The 17,665-nt window shown below is 70.7% G+C and carries 11 protein-coding genes and 1 pseudogene; 9 read left to right on the forward strand and 3 right to left on the reverse strand.

The window, feature by feature from the left end; all coding sequences use genetic code 11:
- Window positions 1–115 precede the first annotated feature (115 nt).
- The gene (locus M2266_RS25320) at window positions 116–2,941 is read right to left on the reverse strand and encodes a WD40 repeat domain-containing protein (RefSeq protein ID WP_277440262.1); all 2,826 of its coding nucleotides are present in this window, start codon (window positions 2,939–2,941) and stop codon (window positions 116–118) included.
- Between the two features lie 295 nt (window positions 2,942–3,236).
- On the opposite strand from M2266_RS25320, the gene M2266_RS25325 reads away from it, so the two are divergent.
- Window positions 3,237–3,950, forward strand: a complete 714-nt coding sequence (locus tag M2266_RS25325; protein WP_277440263.1) for a GntR family transcriptional regulator — start codon at window positions 3,237–3,239, stop codon at window positions 3,948–3,950.
- A 479-nt stretch (window positions 3,951–4,429) separates the two neighbouring features.
- On the opposite strand, the gene M2266_RS25330 is transcribed toward M2266_RS25325, so the two are convergent.
- Complete coding sequence (locus tag M2266_RS25330) at window positions 4,430–5,623, reverse strand: helix-turn-helix domain-containing protein (protein WP_277440264.1); 1,194 nt, start codon at window positions 5,621–5,623, stop codon at window positions 4,430–4,432.
- Between the two features lie 136 nt (window positions 5,624–5,759).
- Between M2266_RS25330 and M2266_RS25335 the strand changes: the two genes are divergently transcribed.
- Both M2266_RS25335 and pruA read left to right on the forward strand, forming a co-directional pair.
- Window positions 5,760–6,689 (forward strand): proline dehydrogenase family protein, encoded by a 930-nt coding sequence (locus tag M2266_RS25335; protein WP_277440265.1) that lies wholly within the window; start codon window positions 5,760–5,762, stop codon window positions 6,687–6,689.
- Between the two features lie 44 nt (window positions 6,690–6,733).
- Window positions 6,734–8,362, forward strand: a complete 1,629-nt coding sequence (gene pruA, locus M2266_RS25340) for an L-glutamate gamma-semialdehyde dehydrogenase (RefSeq protein ID WP_277440266.1) — start codon at window positions 6,734–6,736, stop codon at window positions 8,360–8,362.
- Window positions 8,363–9,314: 952 nt separating this feature from the next.
- On the opposite strand, the gene M2266_RS25345 is transcribed toward pruA, so the two are convergent.
- Entirely contained in the window at window positions 9,315–10,913 is a 1,599-nt protein-coding gene (locus M2266_RS25345) for a metallophosphoesterase family protein (protein ID WP_277440267.1), read from the reverse strand.
- Window positions 10,914–11,043: 130 nt separating this feature from the next.
- On the opposite strand from M2266_RS25345, the pseudogene M2266_RS25350 reads away from it, so the two are divergent.
- The 6 genes and pseudogenes from M2266_RS25350 to M2266_RS25375 all read left to right on the forward strand — a co-directional run bounded on the left by M2266_RS25350 (window position 11,044) and on the right by M2266_RS25375 (window position 17,655).
- Window positions 11,044–12,082, forward strand: a pseudogene (locus M2266_RS25350) (3-isopropylmalate dehydrogenase).
- A 186-nt stretch (window positions 12,083–12,268) separates the two neighbouring features.
- Entirely contained in the window at window positions 12,269–13,354 is a 1,086-nt protein-coding gene (locus M2266_RS25355; protein ID WP_277440268.1) for a branched-chain amino acid aminotransferase, read from the forward strand.
- A gap of 209 nt (window positions 13,355–13,563) precedes the next feature.
- Window positions 13,564–14,262: an urease subunit gamma gene (gene ureA / locus M2266_RS25360; RefSeq protein WP_277440269.1), complete on the forward strand. Its 699-nt coding sequence runs from the start codon at window positions 13,564–13,566 to the stop codon at window positions 14,260–14,262.
- Window positions 14,259–15,950, forward strand: a complete 1,692-nt coding sequence (locus tag M2266_RS25365; RefSeq protein ID WP_277440270.1) for an urease subunit alpha — start codon at window positions 14,259–14,261, stop codon at window positions 15,948–15,950. The genes ureA and M2266_RS25365 overlap by 4 nt, the downstream gene beginning before the upstream one ends.
- 14 nt (window positions 15,951–15,964) lie before the next feature.
- Entirely contained in the window at window positions 15,965–16,999 is a 1,035-nt protein-coding gene (locus tag M2266_RS25370; RefSeq protein ID WP_277440271.1) for an agmatine deiminase family protein, read from the forward strand.
- A 98-nt stretch (window positions 17,000–17,097) separates the two neighbouring features.
- Window positions 17,098–17,655, forward strand: a complete 558-nt coding sequence (locus tag M2266_RS25375) for a TetR/AcrR family transcriptional regulator (protein ID WP_277441347.1) — start codon at window positions 17,098–17,100, stop codon at window positions 17,653–17,655.
- Window positions 17,656–17,665 lie beyond the last annotated feature (10 nt).

A 17,665-nucleotide genomic window follows, 5' to 3' on the forward strand; every position in this document is an offset into this window, starting at 1 on the left:
GCTCTGCTCGCGGGTCGCGCCGGGACGGTCTGACTCAGCCACGCCCACCAGCAGAAACGCCGGGCCGCCGTGTCGGGCTGCGCGGGCAGGTCCCGTGCCGTTGCCCGGACCGTCCTCAGGGTCGGGGTGGGGCCAGGACCGCGACTTCCCAGCCGAAGCCCACCACCAGTCGGCCGTCCGGGGAGACTTCCACCGCATGGACCGGCCCGGGGAAGACCAGCTGCCGTCCGGCGGGCCGGGCGGTGGCCAGGTCCCACACCTGCACTGTCCTGTCCTGGCTGCCGCTGACGGCGACGGGACGGCCGTCCAGCACTCCGGTGGCCACCGCCAGCACCCGGTCGGTGTGGCGGATGAGGGGTTCGCAGACCGGGCGGCCTGTGGTCAGGTCCCAGATCCGCACGGTGGTGTCCCAACTGCCGCCGACTGCGACGGGGCGGTCGTCCACTGTCGCGGTCGCTACCATCATGGCCGTTACTCTCGCCATGCCGATGATTTCGGTGAGGGGTTCACCGACGGGGCGGCCTGTGGTCAGGTCCCAAATCCGCACCGAGGTGTCCCAACTTCCGGACACCGCGACCGGGCGGCCGTCCACGTCCGCGATCGCCACCGAACTCACCAGGCTCTGATGGCCGACAAGTATGCAGACCAGGTGGCCGGTTGTCAGATCCCACACCCACACCCTTCCGTTATAGTCGCCGGCGACGACCACCGGGGATCCCTCGACCGACCCCGTCGTCAACGTCAGGATCGGACTGGGGTGGCCGACGAGGGGCTCCCCGACCGGTCGGCCCGTGGACAGGTCCCACACCCGCACCAACCCCTCCCAGCTGCTGGTGAGGACGACCGGACGGCCGTTCAGCACGGCTGTGGCCACCGACTCCGCTGGTCGTGAGGGAATGATGACGGGTGCGGCGGTGGGTCGGCCGGTGTCCATGTCCCACGTCCGTACCGTCCCGTCCCGGCTGCTACTGATCGCGACCGGGCGGCCGTCCACCACTGCGGTCGCCACCGCTCGCACCCCACTGGTGTGTCCGGTGCGAGGTTCACCGACCGGGCGGCCGGGGGACAGCTCCCACACCCGTACTTCTCCGTCCTCGTTGCCGCCGGTGACGGCGACGGGGCGGCCGTCCACCACTGCGGTCGCTACCGCCCACACCCCTTCGGTGTGGCCGGCGAGGGGTTCGCCGATTGGACGGCCGGTGGCCAGATCCCACACCCGTACCATCCCGTCACGGCTGCCACTGAGCACGACCGGGCGGTCCTGCACCGACCCCGTCGCCAACGCGTACACGCCTTCGGCGCCGTCGGTGAGGGGTTCGCCGACCGGCCGGCCGGTCATCAGGTCCCATCTGCGCACCGGCTCGTCCCGGCTGCCCGTGACGGCGACGGGGCGGCCGTCCACCTCTGCGGTTGCCACCGCCCAGACCCCTTCGGTGTGGCCGGTGATCGGTTCGCCGACCGGGCGGCCGGTGGCCAGATCCCACACCCGCACCGTCCCGTCCTTGTTGCCGGCGACGGCGACCGGGCGCCTGTCCATGACCTCCGTGGCCAGCGCCTCCACCGGGCCGTTATGGCCGGTGGAGGCGCTGGCGACGGACTGACCGGTAGTCAGGTCCCACACCCGCACCGTCCCGTCGCGGCTGCTGCTCACGCCGAGAGCGCGGCCGTCCAGCACCGCCGTCGCCACCCCTGTGATGCCTTCGGTGTGGCCGATGAGGTGGTGGCCGACGGGTCGGCCGGTGGGCAGGTCCCACACGCGCACCGTCCCGTCCCGGCCACCGCTGACGACAACCGGGCGACCCCGTACCATTCCGGTCGCCACCGCCCGGACGCCTTCGGTGTGGCCGGTGATCGGTTCGCCGACCGGGCGCCCGGTGATCAGGTCCCACACCCGTATCGTGCCGTCGTCGCTGCTGGAGGTGACGGCGACCGGGCGGCCGTCCACCACTGCCGTCGCCACCGCGCCCGCCCGATCGGTATGGCCGATCACTGCCTGCCGGAACCGGTGGTCGACCGTGCTGCCGGTGGCCCAGTCCACCCCCCATCGCCGGTCGGCGCCGTCGTCGTCGAGGGGTACAGCGGTGATCCGCGCCGACAGGTTCCGGTCTCCGAAGCGGGCGGCGTCCAGCGCCAGCATCTGCCGACGCACCGCCACACTCGCATGCCGGTGCATATGAGCCGATGCCCGGTACACCGCCCCCGCCAACCGCCCTGCGGGCCAAAGGGCCGTCGTCTCCGCTTCCAGCACCTCCTCCGGGTCGGCTTCCACCAGGAACACCGGGCCCGGCAACTCCTCCTCCACACCAACAGATCCAGCGCCGAAACCGTCGACGCCGGGTTCATCGGCCACGCCGGGCCCGGCCACGCGCCTGCGGCGCAGAAGGAGTTGCGAGGGTCGCCACAGGGCGCAGACCAGGCCGAGTCCGAGCGGGATCTGCAGGAGCGGTTGGACCACCGGAGGGCCGGGAACGCCCCCCGGCTCGACCGGGGCCAGCCCCTGCGGGTCGACGGTCACTGTGTAGGTGCCGCCGACCGCCCAGTGCCAGTCGGTGAAGGCACCGCCCGGTATCGGGGCCAGCGGTGGACCGTCGAGGACGGAGACGGTGTAGACGTAGGTGCTCCCACTACTCATGCCGTCCGTGATCTCCCGGATGTGCAGGACCCTGACATGTTCGGTGCGCCCGTGCTGGTGCAGCTCCAGCTGGCCCAGCTCGGAGTGCCGCAGGAACAGGATGCCCAGGAAGCACAGCACACCCAGGGCCCACCGGAAGCCCAGGAAACGGGAGTCCCACGGTAAGAAGCAGGAGATCAGGAGCACCACCATGATCAGGGGGTCCACCCAGTCGGCGCTCCCGAAGAAGGTGGCGCGCTCGATCAGGCGCGCGACCGCCCACAGCCCGAACGCTCCCCCGGCGCCCGCCACAGCCGGAACCAGTCGCACAACCAAAGCCCGTGCAGTGGAGGGCTCTTGACCCGAGCCGCGCCGTGCACCGCTCTCTTCGTCCATACCCATGCCGGCCTCCGTCCTTGCCGTGCCCCTCCGTGGTCCGCGGCGGTCACCGCACGAGGCCCCTTCTTCACACGGTATGGATCGTTCAACAATCTCGCAAGGGGTCACTGCAAGCTGTTGCGGCAGTGCCTGCCATCGGTAGTCTCTTCAGCCTGGATGGGATAGATTTTGTTCAACGAAGTATCGAAACAGCCGACAGATCCGTGGGCAGCTGAGGAACACACAGATGAGCACAAGCGCTCCCAGGTCGTGGATCGCGGAGTTGGAGCAGGACAAGGATCTGCTCGGTCGCGGCAGCACCGCCGAGCGGGTGGCCGGCGTGCTGCGCGAACGCGTGACGCAAGGTCATATCCCGCCAGGGACGCAACTGTCCGAGGAGGTCGTGGGAGCAGCCCTGGGCGTGTCCCGCAACACCTTGCGTGAGGCATTCCGGCTGTTGACCCACGAGCGGCTGCTGGTGCACGCGTTGAACCGCGGCGTGTTCGTACGCACCCTGGACGCCGACGACGTCGTGGAGCTGTACCGCCTGCGCCGACTCGTGGAGGGCGCGGCCGTAAGGGAGTTGGCCGGCGCACCGACCCGGGTGATCGAGGCGATCCGTACCTCCGTGGAGGAGGGTGAACGTGCGGCAGCCGACCAGCGCTGGCCCGACGTCGCCACCGCAGACCTGCACTTCCACCGCGGGATCATACGGCTGGCCGGATCACCGCGACTGGAGGAGCTCATGCTCCGCGTCCACGCCGAACTACGCCTGGCCTTCCATGTCATGGACGATCCGCGACGCTTTCACGCGCCCTACCTCACCCGCAACCGCGAACTCCTGGCAGCCCTGGAGTCCAGGGACACCCAGCAGGCCGAACTCCTGCTGTCGGTCTATCTCGCCGACGCCGAACGGCAACTGCTCCGCACCTTCGACGACGCCCGACCCCTCGCGCCCTGAACTACGGCTGGAGCACCACCAGCAGGAAGTCCGGCACATGCCGACGCACGCTGGTCGACGCGGGCAGTCAGATGGCACGGCTGCATAAATTCCGCGTACTGCGGGATCCATATTGACCAAGAGCAATCGGGCCAGCTCCAGTCGACTCTCGTGCACAACGGGCCCGGTCTCGTCGCTGATGCGTAACGTCCCGAGCGGTGCGTCTGGCCGTGGCGGAGCGGAAGCTCCGCCACGGCACCGACCAAGTAAAGTCCGCTAACCGCAGGTCTCTGAAAGGGATCTTCCACACCGAAGCGTCGTCGTACCGGATCGACGACATGGCCGGCGCATTCTTCATGCTGGATGCCACTGGAGTCTTAACGACCGTACAGAAGCCGGTAGTTAATAATCGCAGTCAGTGTCCACGGAACCGTGAAATTGCCCATCGGTTGTCCATTCTGTGGAGGCATTGTCCATCAAAACGCGGAACCTACAACGGCCTAGAGCCGCGCCGCCTTCAACCCCATGTGCAGCAGCAGCCGGTCCTCGCCCTCCGCGAGGTCGAGGCCGGTGAGCTGTTCGATGCGGGAGAGGCGGTAGTAGAGGGTCTGGCGGTGGATGGCGAGGGCGGCGGCCGTGCGGCCCGCCTGGCCCGCGCAGTCGAGGTAGACCTCCGCGGTGCGGGCGAGTTCGCGGTGGGACGGCTCCAGCAGCGGGAGCACGGCAGGGTCGGCGCCGGCTCCACCGGGGAGCGCCGAGAGCATGCGGTACGGGCCGAGGCCCGCCCAGTCGGCGACCGGCGCGAGCCGGGGCTGGACCCGCGCCGCACGGGCGGCCGCGGCCGCCTGCCGCCAGGCCTCGGGCAGCCCGTCCAGATCACGGGCGGGCTCGCCGACACCGGCCACCGCGCCGGGTGCGGCCGACGTCTCCAGCAGTCGGGCGGCGGCGGTGCGGGCGGGGGCGAGGTGCTGCGCGGAGCGGAGCCGGACCAGTACGGCCAGTGGGTCGGCGCCTCCCGGACCCGGGGCCGGGATCCAGCAGAGCGCGGCCGCGCCCGGGATCGTGCGGATCCCCGGCAGCTCCCGCGAGCCGTCGGCGGGGAGTGTGGCGCCGTCCAGCGCCGGGGGAGCCGTCCAGCCCAGCACGCACACGAGCGCGTGCACCTCGTCCGCGTCCGGGCCCAGCGCCTTGCCCAGCGCGGCCCGCGCGGCGTCGCGCCGCTCGCCGGGGCCCGCCGTCAGCGCCGCGCGCAGCTCGCGGCCGACGTCGGCGCCTGCCCGGGACTCGGCGGCCAGCCGGTCGCCGATCCGGTCGCAGACCTCCATCGCGGCGACGAGCCGCGGGTCCGGGTCGGGCCCGGCGTCCGAATCGTCGAGCAGCCACACATAGCCGTGCACGATGCCGCGGTGCCGCACCGGCAGGCAGATCCGGCCCCGGACGACCCCCGCGGCAGGGGCGGCGGGGATGCGCACCGGGCCGGTGGCGCGGGCGATGCCGAAGCGTTCGAACCAGGAGCGGACCTCGGCTGTCGAGCGCCGGGTCAGGATCGAGCGGGTGCGGACGGGGTCCATCACGCCGTCGTCGCTGTCGTGCGCGCCGAAGGCGATCAGCCGGAAATCGCGGTCCTCCAGGGTCGCGGGCGCGCCGACGAGAGCGGACACCTCGTCGACCAGTTCCTCGTAGTCCTCGCGCACCCCTCCATTCTCTCTTACATCTGTATGAGGGACGCCGCACGGATGCGTGACAGGTGTCGATGGTTCACGGGGTAGGCGAACCCTAGATTTCGCGGTGTCGCTGCCTGTTCATGCTCTGATCCTGAAGGAGCCCCCCGTGCTCGGTCCCGTGTTGCTCGCCGCCTCGCGCAGCGACCGCATGCGTCGCATCGTCGCCGCGGCGCCGGTCACCCGCCCCGTGGTGAACCGTTTCGTCGCCGGAGACGAACTGCATCCGGCCATGGACAGCGTCCGTGAGCTCACCGCGTCCGGTCTGGAGGTCACCCTCGACCACCTGGGCGAGGACGTCACCGACGCGGCCACCGCGAGCGCCACCCGCGATGCGTACCTGGCGCTGCTGCGGGCGCTGGAGACCGAGGGCCTGGGCACCCGCGCCGAGGTCTCCGTGAAGCTCTCCGCGTTCGGGCAGGCGCTGCCCGACGGTGGTCACGACATCGCGCTGGAGAACGTCCGCGAGGTCGCGGAACTGGCCACCGCGATCGGCACCACGGTCACCCTCGACATGGAGGACCACACCACCGTCGACTCGACCCTGGGCATCCTCGCCGAGCTGCGCAAGGAGCACCCGGACACCGGCGCCGTCATCCAGTCGTACCTGTTCCGCACGGAGGACGACGCCAGGAGCTTGGCCGTCGCCGGGTCGCGCGTCCGACTGGTGAAGGGCGCGTACAAGGAGCCCGCGAGCGTCGCGTTCCAGTCCAAGGCCGAGGTCGACACGGCGTACGTGCGCGTCCTGAAGATCCTCATGGCCGGTGACGGCTACCCGATGATCGGCTCGCACGACCCGCGCATGATCGCCATCGCCCAGGAGCTGGCCGCGCGCTACGGCCGCAAGCCCGGCAGCTACGAGTTCCAGATGCTCTACGGCATCCGCACCGCCGAGCAGCGCCGCCTCGCGCAGGACGGCGAGCGCATGCGCATCTACGTGCCGTACGGAGCAGACTGGTACGGATACTTCATGCGCCGTCTCGCGGAGCGTCCGGCCAACCTCGCCTTCTTCCTCCGTTCCTTCCTCCCCAGCCGCTGAGCGACCCTCCACCCGCTGACCCGCACCCCTAGGAGCGCATTTTCATGGACGCTGTGACCCAGGTCCCCACGCCGGTGAACGAGCCGATCCACTCCTACGCGCCGGGAACCCCGGAGCGCGCCCGGCTCGAGGTGAAGCTGAAGGAGCTGGCCGGCAATCCGATCGACCTGCCGATGACCATCGGCGGCGAGAAGCGGATGGGCGGCGGCGAGCGTTTCGACGTCGTGCAGCCGCACAACCACAGCGCCCGCATCGGCACCTACGCCAACGCCACCGCCAAGGACGCGCAGGACGCCGTCGACGCCGCCCTCGCCGCGGCCCCCGCCTGGCGCGCGCTGTCCTTCGACGACCGCGCCGCGATCATCCTGCGCGCCGCCGACCTGCTGTCGGGCCCGTGGCGCGAGACGCTCGCCGCCTCGACCATGCTCGGCCAGTCGAAGACCGCCCAGCAGGCCGAGATCGACTGCCCGTGCGAGCTCGTCGACTTCTGGCGCTTCAACGTCTCCTTCGCCCGGCAGATCCTCGCCGAGCAGCCGATCAGCAGCGCCGGCGTGTGGAACCGCAGCGACCACCGGCCGCTGGAGGGCTTCGTCTACGCGATCACGCCGTTCAACTTCACGGCCATCGCGGGCAACCTCCCCACCGCCCCCGCCCTGATGGGCAACACCGTCGTGTGGAAGCCGTCCCCCACGCAGACCCACTCCGCCGTGCTGCTCATGCGCGTCCTGGAGGCCGCCGGCCTCCCCAAGGGCGTCATCAACCTGGTGACCGGTGACGGCATCGCCGTCTCCGAGGTGGCGCTCACCCACCCCGATCTGGCCGGTATCCACTTCACCGGTTCGACCAAGACCTTCCAGCACCTGTGGAAGACGGTCGGCAACAACATCGAGTCGTACAAGACGTATCCGCGCCTGGTCGGCGAGACCGGCGGCAAGGACTTCGTCGTCGCCCACCCCTCCGCCGACCCGGCGATCCTGAAGACCGCGCTCACCCGCGGCTCCTTCGAGTACCAGGGTCAGAAGTGCTCGGCCTCCTCCCGCGCCTACATCCCGCGTTCCATCTGGGAGAACGGCTTCAAGGAGGAGTTCGCGGCCGAGGTCGACGGCATCACCATGGGTGACGTCACCGACCTGTCGAACTTCATCGGCGCCGTCATCGACGAGCGTGCCTTCGCCAAGAACAAGGCGGCCATCGACCGCGCCAAGTCCGACCCGACGGTCGAGGTCGTCGCCGGCGGCACGTACGACGACTCGGTCGGCTACTTCGTCCGCCCGACGGTCCTGGTCTCGACCGACCCGGCGAACGAGATCTTCCGCGACGAGTACTTCGGCCCGATCCTCGGCGTCTACGTCTACGACGACGCCGACTTCGACACCATGCTCTCGCAGATGGAGGCGTTCTCGCCGTACGCCCTGACCGGCTCGATCATCGCCCAGGACCGCGCCGCGGCCGTGGACGCGATGGAGAAGCTGCGCTTCGCCGCCGGCAACTTCTACATCAACGACAAGTCGACGGGTGCCGTCGTCGGCCAGCAGCCGTTCGGCGGTGGCCGCGCCTCCGGTACGAACGACAAGGCGGGCTCCGCGTCCAACCTGATGCGCTGGACGTCCACCCGCTCCATCAAGGAGACGCTCGTCCCGCCGACCGACTACCGGTACCCGCACCAGGGCTGACCTGCCCCGTTGCGGCCCGGCCGCACACCGCCGCCCCCGTACTCCGGTCCCCGTCCGGATGCGGGGGCGGCCTGCGTCCGGGTGGTCTCCGTCTCAGATAGTAGGAAGTCCGAGTAACTGTGGAGACATAACCGCGGCGCTGGCCTAGCTTTGTAGGAGCCGAACGAATCGCTCCACCAGCGATCGGCGGATGTGAACCGCGCCCTTCACGCAGGTAACCCCCTGCCGCGCATGTTCCCCGCCCCGTTCTGTGGCGACCACCATCTCCTTGATCTTCCTTTGGAGCTGATCACCATGGACGAGACCGCACGCGAGAACGCGATGAAGGCACTGCAGCGCTCGCTCGACCGCCGGGACAACGGCGGCAGCACCGGCCACGAGGCCCGCTAGGCCGTGTCTGACACATCCCGCCCAGGCCGTGTCTGACACATCCCGCTTGGCCCGGGACGTCTGGCACGCGCGCTCTCCCCCAGCTACCGCTGGGAGGGGCCCCCAGTTGTCGGGCCCGCCCCGGTACGTCCAGTACAGGGGCGACCCTCCGCCGTGCGATCGCACGCACCAGACGCCCCGGGCCCGCCCTCCGGGCGGACGCCGGTATGTGTCAGACACGGCCTGGCGCGGCGCAGCAGGCAGCTGAACGAAGCGCCGGACGGGGCGGGGCCCGTCCGGCGCTCATCAGCCGTGGTTCAGCGCGCGCGCCGCGCCACCGTGCTGTGCCGGTTCTTCACTTCGCGCACCGCGCCACCGTGCTGTGTCGGTTCTTCACTTCGCGCACCGCGCCACCGTGCTGTGTCGGTTCTTCACTTCGCGCGCCGCGCCACCGTGCTGTGTCGGTTCTTCACTTCGCGCGCCGCGCCACCGTGCTGTGCCGGTTCTTCACTTCGCCCTTCGGGCTACCGTGCTGTGCCGGTTCTTCACTTCGCCCTTCGGGCTACCGTGCTGTGCCGGTTCTTCACTTCGCCCTTCGGGCTACCGTGAAGTGATCCACGCGCTCGCCCGTCTCCGCCAGCGCGGAGACCGTCAGCGTCGCCGTCCGTCCGGAGGACGCCGGCTCGACCTCGACCGCGATGAACGAGTAGCCCGTGTAGCGGACCCGCGACCAGGTGACGTTCTCGGTGACCTTGCCGCCGCCCTTGGCCGAGTGCCAGGTGGCGACCGAGTCGACGTGGTGCTCGTGGCCCTCGTACGAGTCGGGCGCCGGGAAGTCGTAGAGGCTGCGGCCCGCGCCGCCGGCCGTCACGTAGACGACGCCGTCCCGCTCGGGGTGCACCGTGTCGCCGATGGCGACCGGCTTCGAGACCTTGCCGCCGCGGATCGCGTCGGTGCGCTCGTAGACGTGGTTGTGGCCGTTGACGACCAGGTCGACCTGGTGCTTCTCGAAGAGCGGCACCCACTTCTCCTGCACACCGCCGTCGGAGGCGTGCGAGTTGGTGGTCGAGAAGGCGCAGTGGTGGAAGAAGACCACGATGAAGTCGATGCCGCGCTGCTTGCGCAGCTCGCCCAGGCGCTTGTCCAGCCACGCGGTCTGCTTGCCGCCGCTGATGTCGTAGTTGGCCGGGATCTCGTACGAGACGTCGTTCGCGTCGAGGGCCACGACGGCGGTGTTGCCGTAGACGAAGGAGTACGCCCCCGGCTGGTTCTTCGGGTCCGGGCCGTTGCCCGGCAGGCTCCAGCGGGCGTCCTGGCCGCCGTAGCCGTTGGGGGAGTACCAGGCCTCCATGTCGTGGTTGCCGGTCGTCACCATCCACGGGACGCGGGCCGCGACCGACTCGGTCTGGGCGAGGAACTGGTCCCAGGTCCGCGCGTCGTAGACGGACGAGTCGGACTGCTGGCCGGAACCGGCCGGGTCGGCGTAGCAGATGTCACCGGCGTGCAGGTGGAACGCCGGGTTCTGCGCCAGGATCAGGCTGTCGTTGGCGAGCGCGTGGTAACTGACGCCCTGGTCGCCGAACGCGGTGAACGTGAAGCGCTCACCCTTGTGCGCCGGCGCGGTGGTGAAGGTGCCGATGGTGCCGAAGGCCTGGCCCGAGGCCGGGTCGAAGCCCTCGTGGCCGACGCCGTAGTAGTACGTGGTGCCGGGGTGCAGCCCGTCCAGCGCGGCGTGCAGGTAGTACTGGTCCACCGGCGGCAGCTTGCTGTTGAGCAGCTGCGGGGTGTGCAGCGCGCGGACCTCGGCCTGGATCTTGTGGCTGAGGGCCCAGGGCTTGAGGCCCACCCGGATGAAGGGCTTCCTGACGGCGAGCGGGACCTGCCACGAGACCCGGAACTGGGTCTGGGGATCCGCGCCGAAGGCGAGGTGGCGGCCGAAGGGGGCGACGAGGGAGCCGCTGACGTGGTGCCCGGTCGCGGGCCTGCCCAGCAGGGTGGGGGAGGGCGAGGCGGCGTTCGCGGTGCCGCTCAGCAGCCCGGCGCCCGCCACCGCTCCGGCGGCGGCGACCGTGCCGCGGATGACTCCGCGGCGGGTCAGCCGGGAACGCAGGTATTCATGTTGTTCGGCCATGCTCATCCGGTCGGCGAGCTTGTCCGCGATACCCATACGTGGTGTGTCCATGTGGCGCAATCTCGCAGCACTGTTCGACTCGTAGTCGTACTGCGGGTGAACGGGCCATGGCCACCCTCCCATGTGTCCGTCATGCGGACACCAAGTGTCATTCAATGGGACGCCGAGTAGGGTTTCCCGTATGTCTCGCACCCTCAGCCTCGCAGTGATCCCCGGTGACGGAATCGGCCAGGAGGTCGTGGCCGAAGGCCTCAAGGTCCTGGCCGCCGTCCTCCCTTCGGACGTGAAGTTGGAGACGAAATCCTTCGATTTCGGAGCCAAGCGTTACCACGCGACGGGTGAGACGCTCACTGAGGACGACCTGACGCAGCTCAAGGAGCACGACGCGATCCTGCTCGGCGCGATCGGCGACCCGTCGGTGCCGTCCGGAGTGCTGGAGCGCGGCTTCCTGCTGAAGCTCCGCTTCGCCTTCGACCACCACGTCAACCTCCGCCCCAGCAAGCTCTTCCCCGGCGTGGCCACCCCGCTGGCCGGCAGCCCGGACATCGACTTCGTCGTGGTCCGCGAGGGCACCGAGGGTCCGTACACCGGCAACGGCGGCTCCATCAGGACGGGCACCCCGCACGAGGTGGCCACCGAGGTCAGCCTGAACACCGCGTTCGGCATCGAGCGCGTGGTGCGTGACGCCTACGCCCGCGCCCAGGCCCGTCCGCGCAAGAAGCTCACGCTGGTCCACAAGAACAACGTGCTCGTGTACGCCGGCCACCTGTGGACGAACATCTTCAACAAGGTCGGCGAAGAGTTCCCTGACGTCACCACGGACTACCTGCATGTGGACGCGGCGACGATCTTCCTCGTCACCGACCCCGCGCGCTTCGACGTGATCGTCACCGACAACCTCTTCGGCGACATCATCACCGACCTCGCCGCCGCCGTATCCGGCGGCATCGGAGTCGCCGCCAGCGGCAACATCAACCCCGGCGGCGACTTCCCCTCGATGTTCGAGCCGGTGCACGGCTCCGCCCCGGACATCGCCGGCCAGAGCAAGGGCCGACCCGACCGCGACGATCCTCTCCGTGGCCCTGCTGCTCCAGCACCTGGGCTACGCCGACGAGGCCGCCCGCGTCGAGAAGGCCGTGCACGCCGACCTCGCCGAGCGCTCCACCCCCCGCACCACCGTGCAGGTAGGCGACGCGCTGGCCGCACGAGTAGCCGGCTAGCCCCCACCCCCTGGGCCTACGGCCCGGCCGGGTGCGACCATCAACCCCGGGCCGCACATTTATGCCTATGGCCCCATCGCTGCGATAATCAGCGGTGGGGCCGCTGTGCGAGGGGAAACTCGGACGTCCAAGCACTGGGACGGCGGGTGCGGTCCGCCATGACCTCACGGTGAAGGACACGCAGACATGACGACGCCCACGATCGAGCTCAAGCCTTCCTCGCACCCGCTGTCCGACGCGGAGCGCGAGGCGATCCTCGCCAAGCCCGGGTTCGGCCGCCACTTCACCGACAACATGGTGACGATCCGGTGGACCGAGGGCCGTGGCTGGCACGACGCGCAGCTCGTGCCGTACGCCCCGCTCTCCATCGACCCGGCGAACATGACGCTGCACTACGCGCAGACGATCTTCGAGGGCCTGAAGGCGTACCGCCAGCCCGACGGCACGGTCGCCACCTTCCGTCCCGAGGCCAACGCCAAGCGCTTCCAGGACTCCGCGCGCCGCCTCGCCATGCCCGAACTGCCGATCGAGACGTTCATCGAGGCCGTCGACGCGATCGTCGGCCAGGACAAGGCATGGGTGCCCAGCGCGGGCGAGCAGTCGCTCTACCTGCGTCCCTTCATGTTCGCCACCGAGGTCGGGCTGGGCGTCAAGCCGGCCAACGAGTACCTCTTCATGGTGATCGCCTCGCCCGCCGGCGCGTACTTCGCCGGCGGCGTGAAGCCGGTCTCCGTCTGGCTCTCCGAGGAGTACGTGCGCGCCGCGCCCGGCGGCACCGGCGCCGCGAAGGCGGGCGGCAACTACGCCGCGTCCCTCGTCGCCCAGGCACAGGCCATCGAGCACGGCTGCGACCAGGTCGTCTGGCTGGACGCGATCGAGCGCAGCTGGATCGAGGAGATGGGGGGCATGAACCTGTACTTCGTGTCCGGCAACAAAATCCTCACCCCCGCCCTCACCGGCTCGCTGCTCCCCGGCATCACCCGCGACTCGCTGCTGCGGATCGCCGCCGACCTGGGCTATGAGGTCAGCGAGGGTCGGATCTCCGTCGAGGACTGGAAGCGTGGCTGCGCCGACGGCTCCATCACCGAGGTCTTCGCGTGCGGCACCGCCGCCGTGATCACCCCCGTCGGCTCGGTCAAGTCGACCCGCGCCGACTGGACCGTCGCCGACGGCAACCCGGGCGAGGTGACGATGAAGCTGCGCGAAGCGCTGCTCGCCATCCAGACCGGCACCGCCCCCGACCCGCACGGCTGGATGCACCAGCTGGGCTGAGGCCCGCGTCGATTTCTTCACCGAGCGCCCGCGTCCGGTTCCTTCCCAGGGACCGGACGCGGGCGCTTGTGCGTTCCCGGCGGTGGGCCTCTTTTAGAGCAGCGCTCGAATATTGTCGAGCGCGAGCCGGTCATATCCTTTCCCTCTCAGGGTGTGGTTGTTAGAGTGGCGCTCTAATTCTCCTTGATCTCCACGCCGGGAGGCGCGCCGTGCGACTGACCCCGACCGAGCGGGACCGCCTGCTGCTCTTCGGTGCCGCCGAGCTGGCGCGGGCCCGCCGGGCGCGCGGCCTGCGGCTGAACGTGCCGGAGGCGACCGCGCTGATCGCCGACGCCGTCTGCGAGGCGGCCAGGGACGGCCGGCGGCTGGCCGAGGCCATCGCGGCGGGTCAGGCCGTCCTCGGGCCGGAGGACGTGCTGCCCGGAGTGGCCGACGTGGTCAGGGAGGTGCACGTCGAGGCGGTCTTCGACGACGGCTCCCGGCTGGCGGTCGTCACCGATCCGATCGGCGCCGGCCTCCTCGGCGACGGCGCCCCCGGCGCCGTACTGACCGGCCCGGCGGTCCCCGATCGGGCTCCGTCCGTGACGCTGACCGTGCACAACACCGCGACCGTGCCGGTCAGCGTCACCTCGCACTTCCACTTCTTCGAGGCCAACCCGCGGCTGGACTTCGACCGGTCCGCCGCGTACGGCATGCGGCTCGCCGTCCCGGCGGGGTCGTCGGTGCGCTTCGGGCCGGGGGAGTCCGCGCAGGTGGGCCTGGTGCCGATCGGCGGAGCCCGCGTCGCGATCGGATTCGCCGGGCTGGTGGACGGCCCGCTGGACGCGCCCGGCGCAGGCGCGGAGGCCCTGCGCAGAGCCGCCGCCTGCGGCTACCTCGGCGCCGGAAATCCCTCGGAGGGCTCATGACCGGGATCGATCCGCGCGAGTACGTGGCCGTCCACGGGCCCCGCGCCGGGGACCGGGTGCGGCTGGGCGACTCCGGGCTCGTCGTCCGCGTCGAGTCCGACGCGCAGCAGCCGGGCGACGAGTTCCTGGCGGGCTTCGGCAAGACCGCCCGCGACGGGATGCACCTCAAGGCCGCCGCGGTCCGCGACACCTGTGACGTCGTGATCAGCAACGTCTTGGTGATCGACGCGGTGCTGGGCATCCGCAAGGTGTCCATCGGTATCCGCGAGGGCCGGATCCACTCGATCGGCCGGGCGGGTAACCCGGACACCCTCGACGGGGTCGACGTCGTCGTCGGCACCGGCACGACCATCGTCTCCGGCGAGGGCCTGATCGCGACGGCCGGTTCCGTGGACACCCACGTCCACCTGCTCTCGCCCCGCATCATGGAGGCCTCGCTGGCCTCGGGCGTCACCACGATCATCGGCCAGGAGTTCGGCCCGGTGTGGGGCGTCGGCGTCAACTCGCCCTGGGCGCTGCGGCACGCGTTCAACTCCTTCGACGCCTGGCCGGTCAACATCGGCTTCCTGGCCCGCGGCTCCTCCTCCGATCCCGCCCCGCTGGTCGAGGCGCTCGCCGAGGGCGGAGCCTCCGGCTTCAAGGTGCACGAGGACATGGGTGCGCACACCCGCGCGCTGGACACCGCGCTGCGGGTCGCCGAGGAGCACGACGTCCAGGTGGCGCTGCACAGCGACGGGCTGAACGAGTGCCTGTCGGTGGAGGACACCCTGTCCGTCCTGGACGGGCGAACGATCCACGCCTTCCACATCGAGGGCTGCGGCGGCGGGCACGTGCCGAACGTCCTGAAGATGGCGGGCGTGCGGAACGTCATCGGCTCCTCCACCAACCCGACGCTGCCGTTCGGGCGGGACGCGGTCGCCGAGCACTACGGCATGATCGTTTCGGTCCACGACCTCAAGACCGACCTGCCCGGCGACGCGGCCATGGCCCGCGACCGGATCCGCGCCGGGACGATGGGTGCCGAGGACGTGCTGCACGACCTGGGTGCCATCGGCATCACCTCCTCGGACGCGCAAGGGATGGGGAGGGCGGGCGAGACCGTGCGCCGCACGTTCCAGATGGCCGGGAAGATGAAGGCCGAGCGGGGGCCGATGGAGGGCGACGGGCCCGCCGACGACAACGGGCGCGTGCTGCGCTACATCGCCAAGCTCACCATCAACCCGGCCATCGCCCACGGCCTCGCCCACGAGGTGGGCTCGCTCGAAATCGGCAAGCTCGCCGACATCGTGCTGTGGAAGCCGCAGTACTTCGGCGCCAAGCCGCAGATGGTCCTCAAGTCGGGCTTCCCCGCCTACGGCGTCACCGGCGACCCGAACGCGGCCACCGACGACTGCGAACCCCTCGTCATCGGCCCGCTGTTCGGGGCGCACGGCGCGACCGCGGCCGACCTGTCCGTCGCCTTCGTCGCCCGCGCGGCGGCCGAGTCGGCGGACGACCGGATGCCGACCCGGCGCCGCCGGGTCGCGGTGCGCGGCACGCGCGGCATCGGACCCGCCGACCTGCGGTTCAACTCCCGCACCGGCCAAGTGGACGTGGACGGCGGCACCGGCCTGGTGACCCTCGACGGTGACCCGCTGCGCTCGGAACCCGCCGACCGGGTCTCCCTCAACCGCCTGTACTTCTTGTGACAAGGACCCGACCCATGCCGCACACTCCCGCCGCCGACGGCTTCCGGATGCCCCCCGAGTGGGCCCCGCACGCCCGCACGTGGATGGCGCTGCCGTCGCCCAACAGGACCTTCGCGGACGCCGAGGACCTCGACGCCTCCCGCCGCGCCTGGGCCGAGGTCGCGCGCACCATCAGCCGCTACGAGCCCGTCACCGTCCTCACCACGCCCGGTGACGGCGACGCGGCCCGCTCGCTGCTCGGCAGCCGGGTCGAGGTCGTGGAGCGGCCGCTCAACGACGCGTGGATGCGCGACATGGGCCCGACGTTCCTGGTCCGTGACGGCGAACTGGCCTCCGCGAACTGGGTGTTCAACGGCTGGGGCGCCCAGGAGTGGGCGCGGTGGGACCTGGACTCGCAGGTCGGCGCGGAGGTCGCCGGGCTGGCCGGTGCGCGCGGCTACGCCTCGCCGCTGGTCAACGAGGGCGGCGGCATTCACGTCGACGGCGAGGGCACGGTCCTGCTCACCGAGACCGTCCAGCTCGACCCGGGCCGCAACCCCGGGTGGACGAAGGAGCGGGTGGAGGAGGAACTGCACGCCCATCTCGGGACGACGAAGGCGATCTGGCTGCCGCGTGGGCTGACCGCCGACTACGGGACCTTCGGTACCCGTGGACATATCGACATTCTCGCCGCGTTCGTCCGACCCGGCACGGTCGTCGTCCACAGCCAGCAGGACCCGTCGCACCCGGACCACGCCGTGTCGCAGGAGACGATCAAACTGCTCGCCTCCGCCACCGACGCGCGCGGCCGCGCCCTGGAGGTCGTCGAGCTGCCCGCCCCCTCGGTCACCGGGGAGGACGGCGAACTGGTCGACTACTCTTACGTCAACCACTACCTGTGCAACGGCGCCGTCGTGCTGTGCTCCTTCGACGACCCGGCCGACCGGGTCAACGCGGAGATCTTCGGCCGGCTCTTCCCCGAGCGCGACGTGGTCCTCGTCGAAGCCCGCACGATCTTCGCGCACGGCGGCGGCATCCACTGCATCACCCAACAGCAGCCCCGGGTGTGACCGCACGCGAGCCAGGGACAGATCACAGCCGGCCGGAGGACGCGGTGACAGGACAGCCCCGCGCCAGGCGCCGACTCAAGCAGCCCCGTGAGCTGGTGATGGCCGCCGCGATGACGGCCATCGCGGAGCACGGCCTGGCCGAACTGACCCTCGCCGGCCTCGGCCGCGAGGTCGGCATGAGCAGCGGCCACGTCCTCTACTACTTCGGCAGCAAGGACGAGCTGCTGCTGCAGACCCTGGAGTGGAGCGAGGAACAGCTCGGCGCCCAGCGTCGCGCCCTGCTGTCCCGCCCGCTGCCCGCCGGCGAGCGGCTCGACCTGATCGTCGACCACTACCTCGCCGACGGGCCCCGTGATCCGCACTGGGTGCTCTGGTCCGAGGTCTGGACCCGCTCCCAGCTCGGCGAGGAAGGTCTGCGACGGCAGCTCTCCCTGGAGCTCGCCTGGCACCGGGACCTGGTGGCGCTGCTCGCCGAGGGCATCTCCCGGGGCGAGTTCCGCCCCGTGGACCCCGAACGCTTCTCCGTCCGGCTTCGCGCGCTGCTCGACGGCTTCGGCACCCACCTCGTCGTCGGCCTGCCCGGCACCGACCGCGAAGCGGTCCTCGGCCACGTGCGGGAGTTCCTCCAGGACGGGTTGTTCGCGCCCACCGCCTGAGCCGGTGCGG

The sequence above is a fragment of the Streptomyces sp. SPB162 genome (genome assembly GCF_029504575.1).
Lineage (GTDB): Bacteria > Actinomycetota > Actinomycetes > Streptomycetales > Streptomycetaceae > Actinacidiphila.

Coding starts and splice junctions, on each gene's coding strand:
- M2266_RS25325 (WP_277440263.1), top strand. CDS start 3,237: ATGAGCACAAGCGCTCCCAGGTCGTGGATCGCGGAGTTGGAGCAGGAC.
- pruA (WP_277440266.1), top strand. CDS start 6,734: ATGGACGCTGTGACCCAGGTCCCCACGCCGGTGAACGAGCCGATCCAC.
- M2266_RS25345 (WP_277440267.1), bottom strand. CDS start 10,913: ATGGACACACCACGTATGGGTATCGCGGACAAGCTCGCCGACCGGATG.
- M2266_RS25355 (WP_277440268.1), top strand. CDS start 12,269: ATGACGACGCCCACGATCGAGCTCAAGCCTTCCTCGCACCCGCTGTCC.
- M2266_RS25365 (WP_277440270.1), top strand. CDS start 14,259: ATGACCGGGATCGATCCGCGCGAGTACGTGGCCGTCCACGGGCCCCGC.
- M2266_RS25370 (WP_277440271.1), top strand. CDS start 15,965: ATGCCGCACACTCCCGCCGCCGACGGCTTCCGGATGCCCCCCGAGTGG.
- M2266_RS25375 (WP_277441347.1), top strand. CDS start 17,098: ATGGCCGCCGCGATGACGGCCATCGCGGAGCACGGCCTGGCCGAACTG.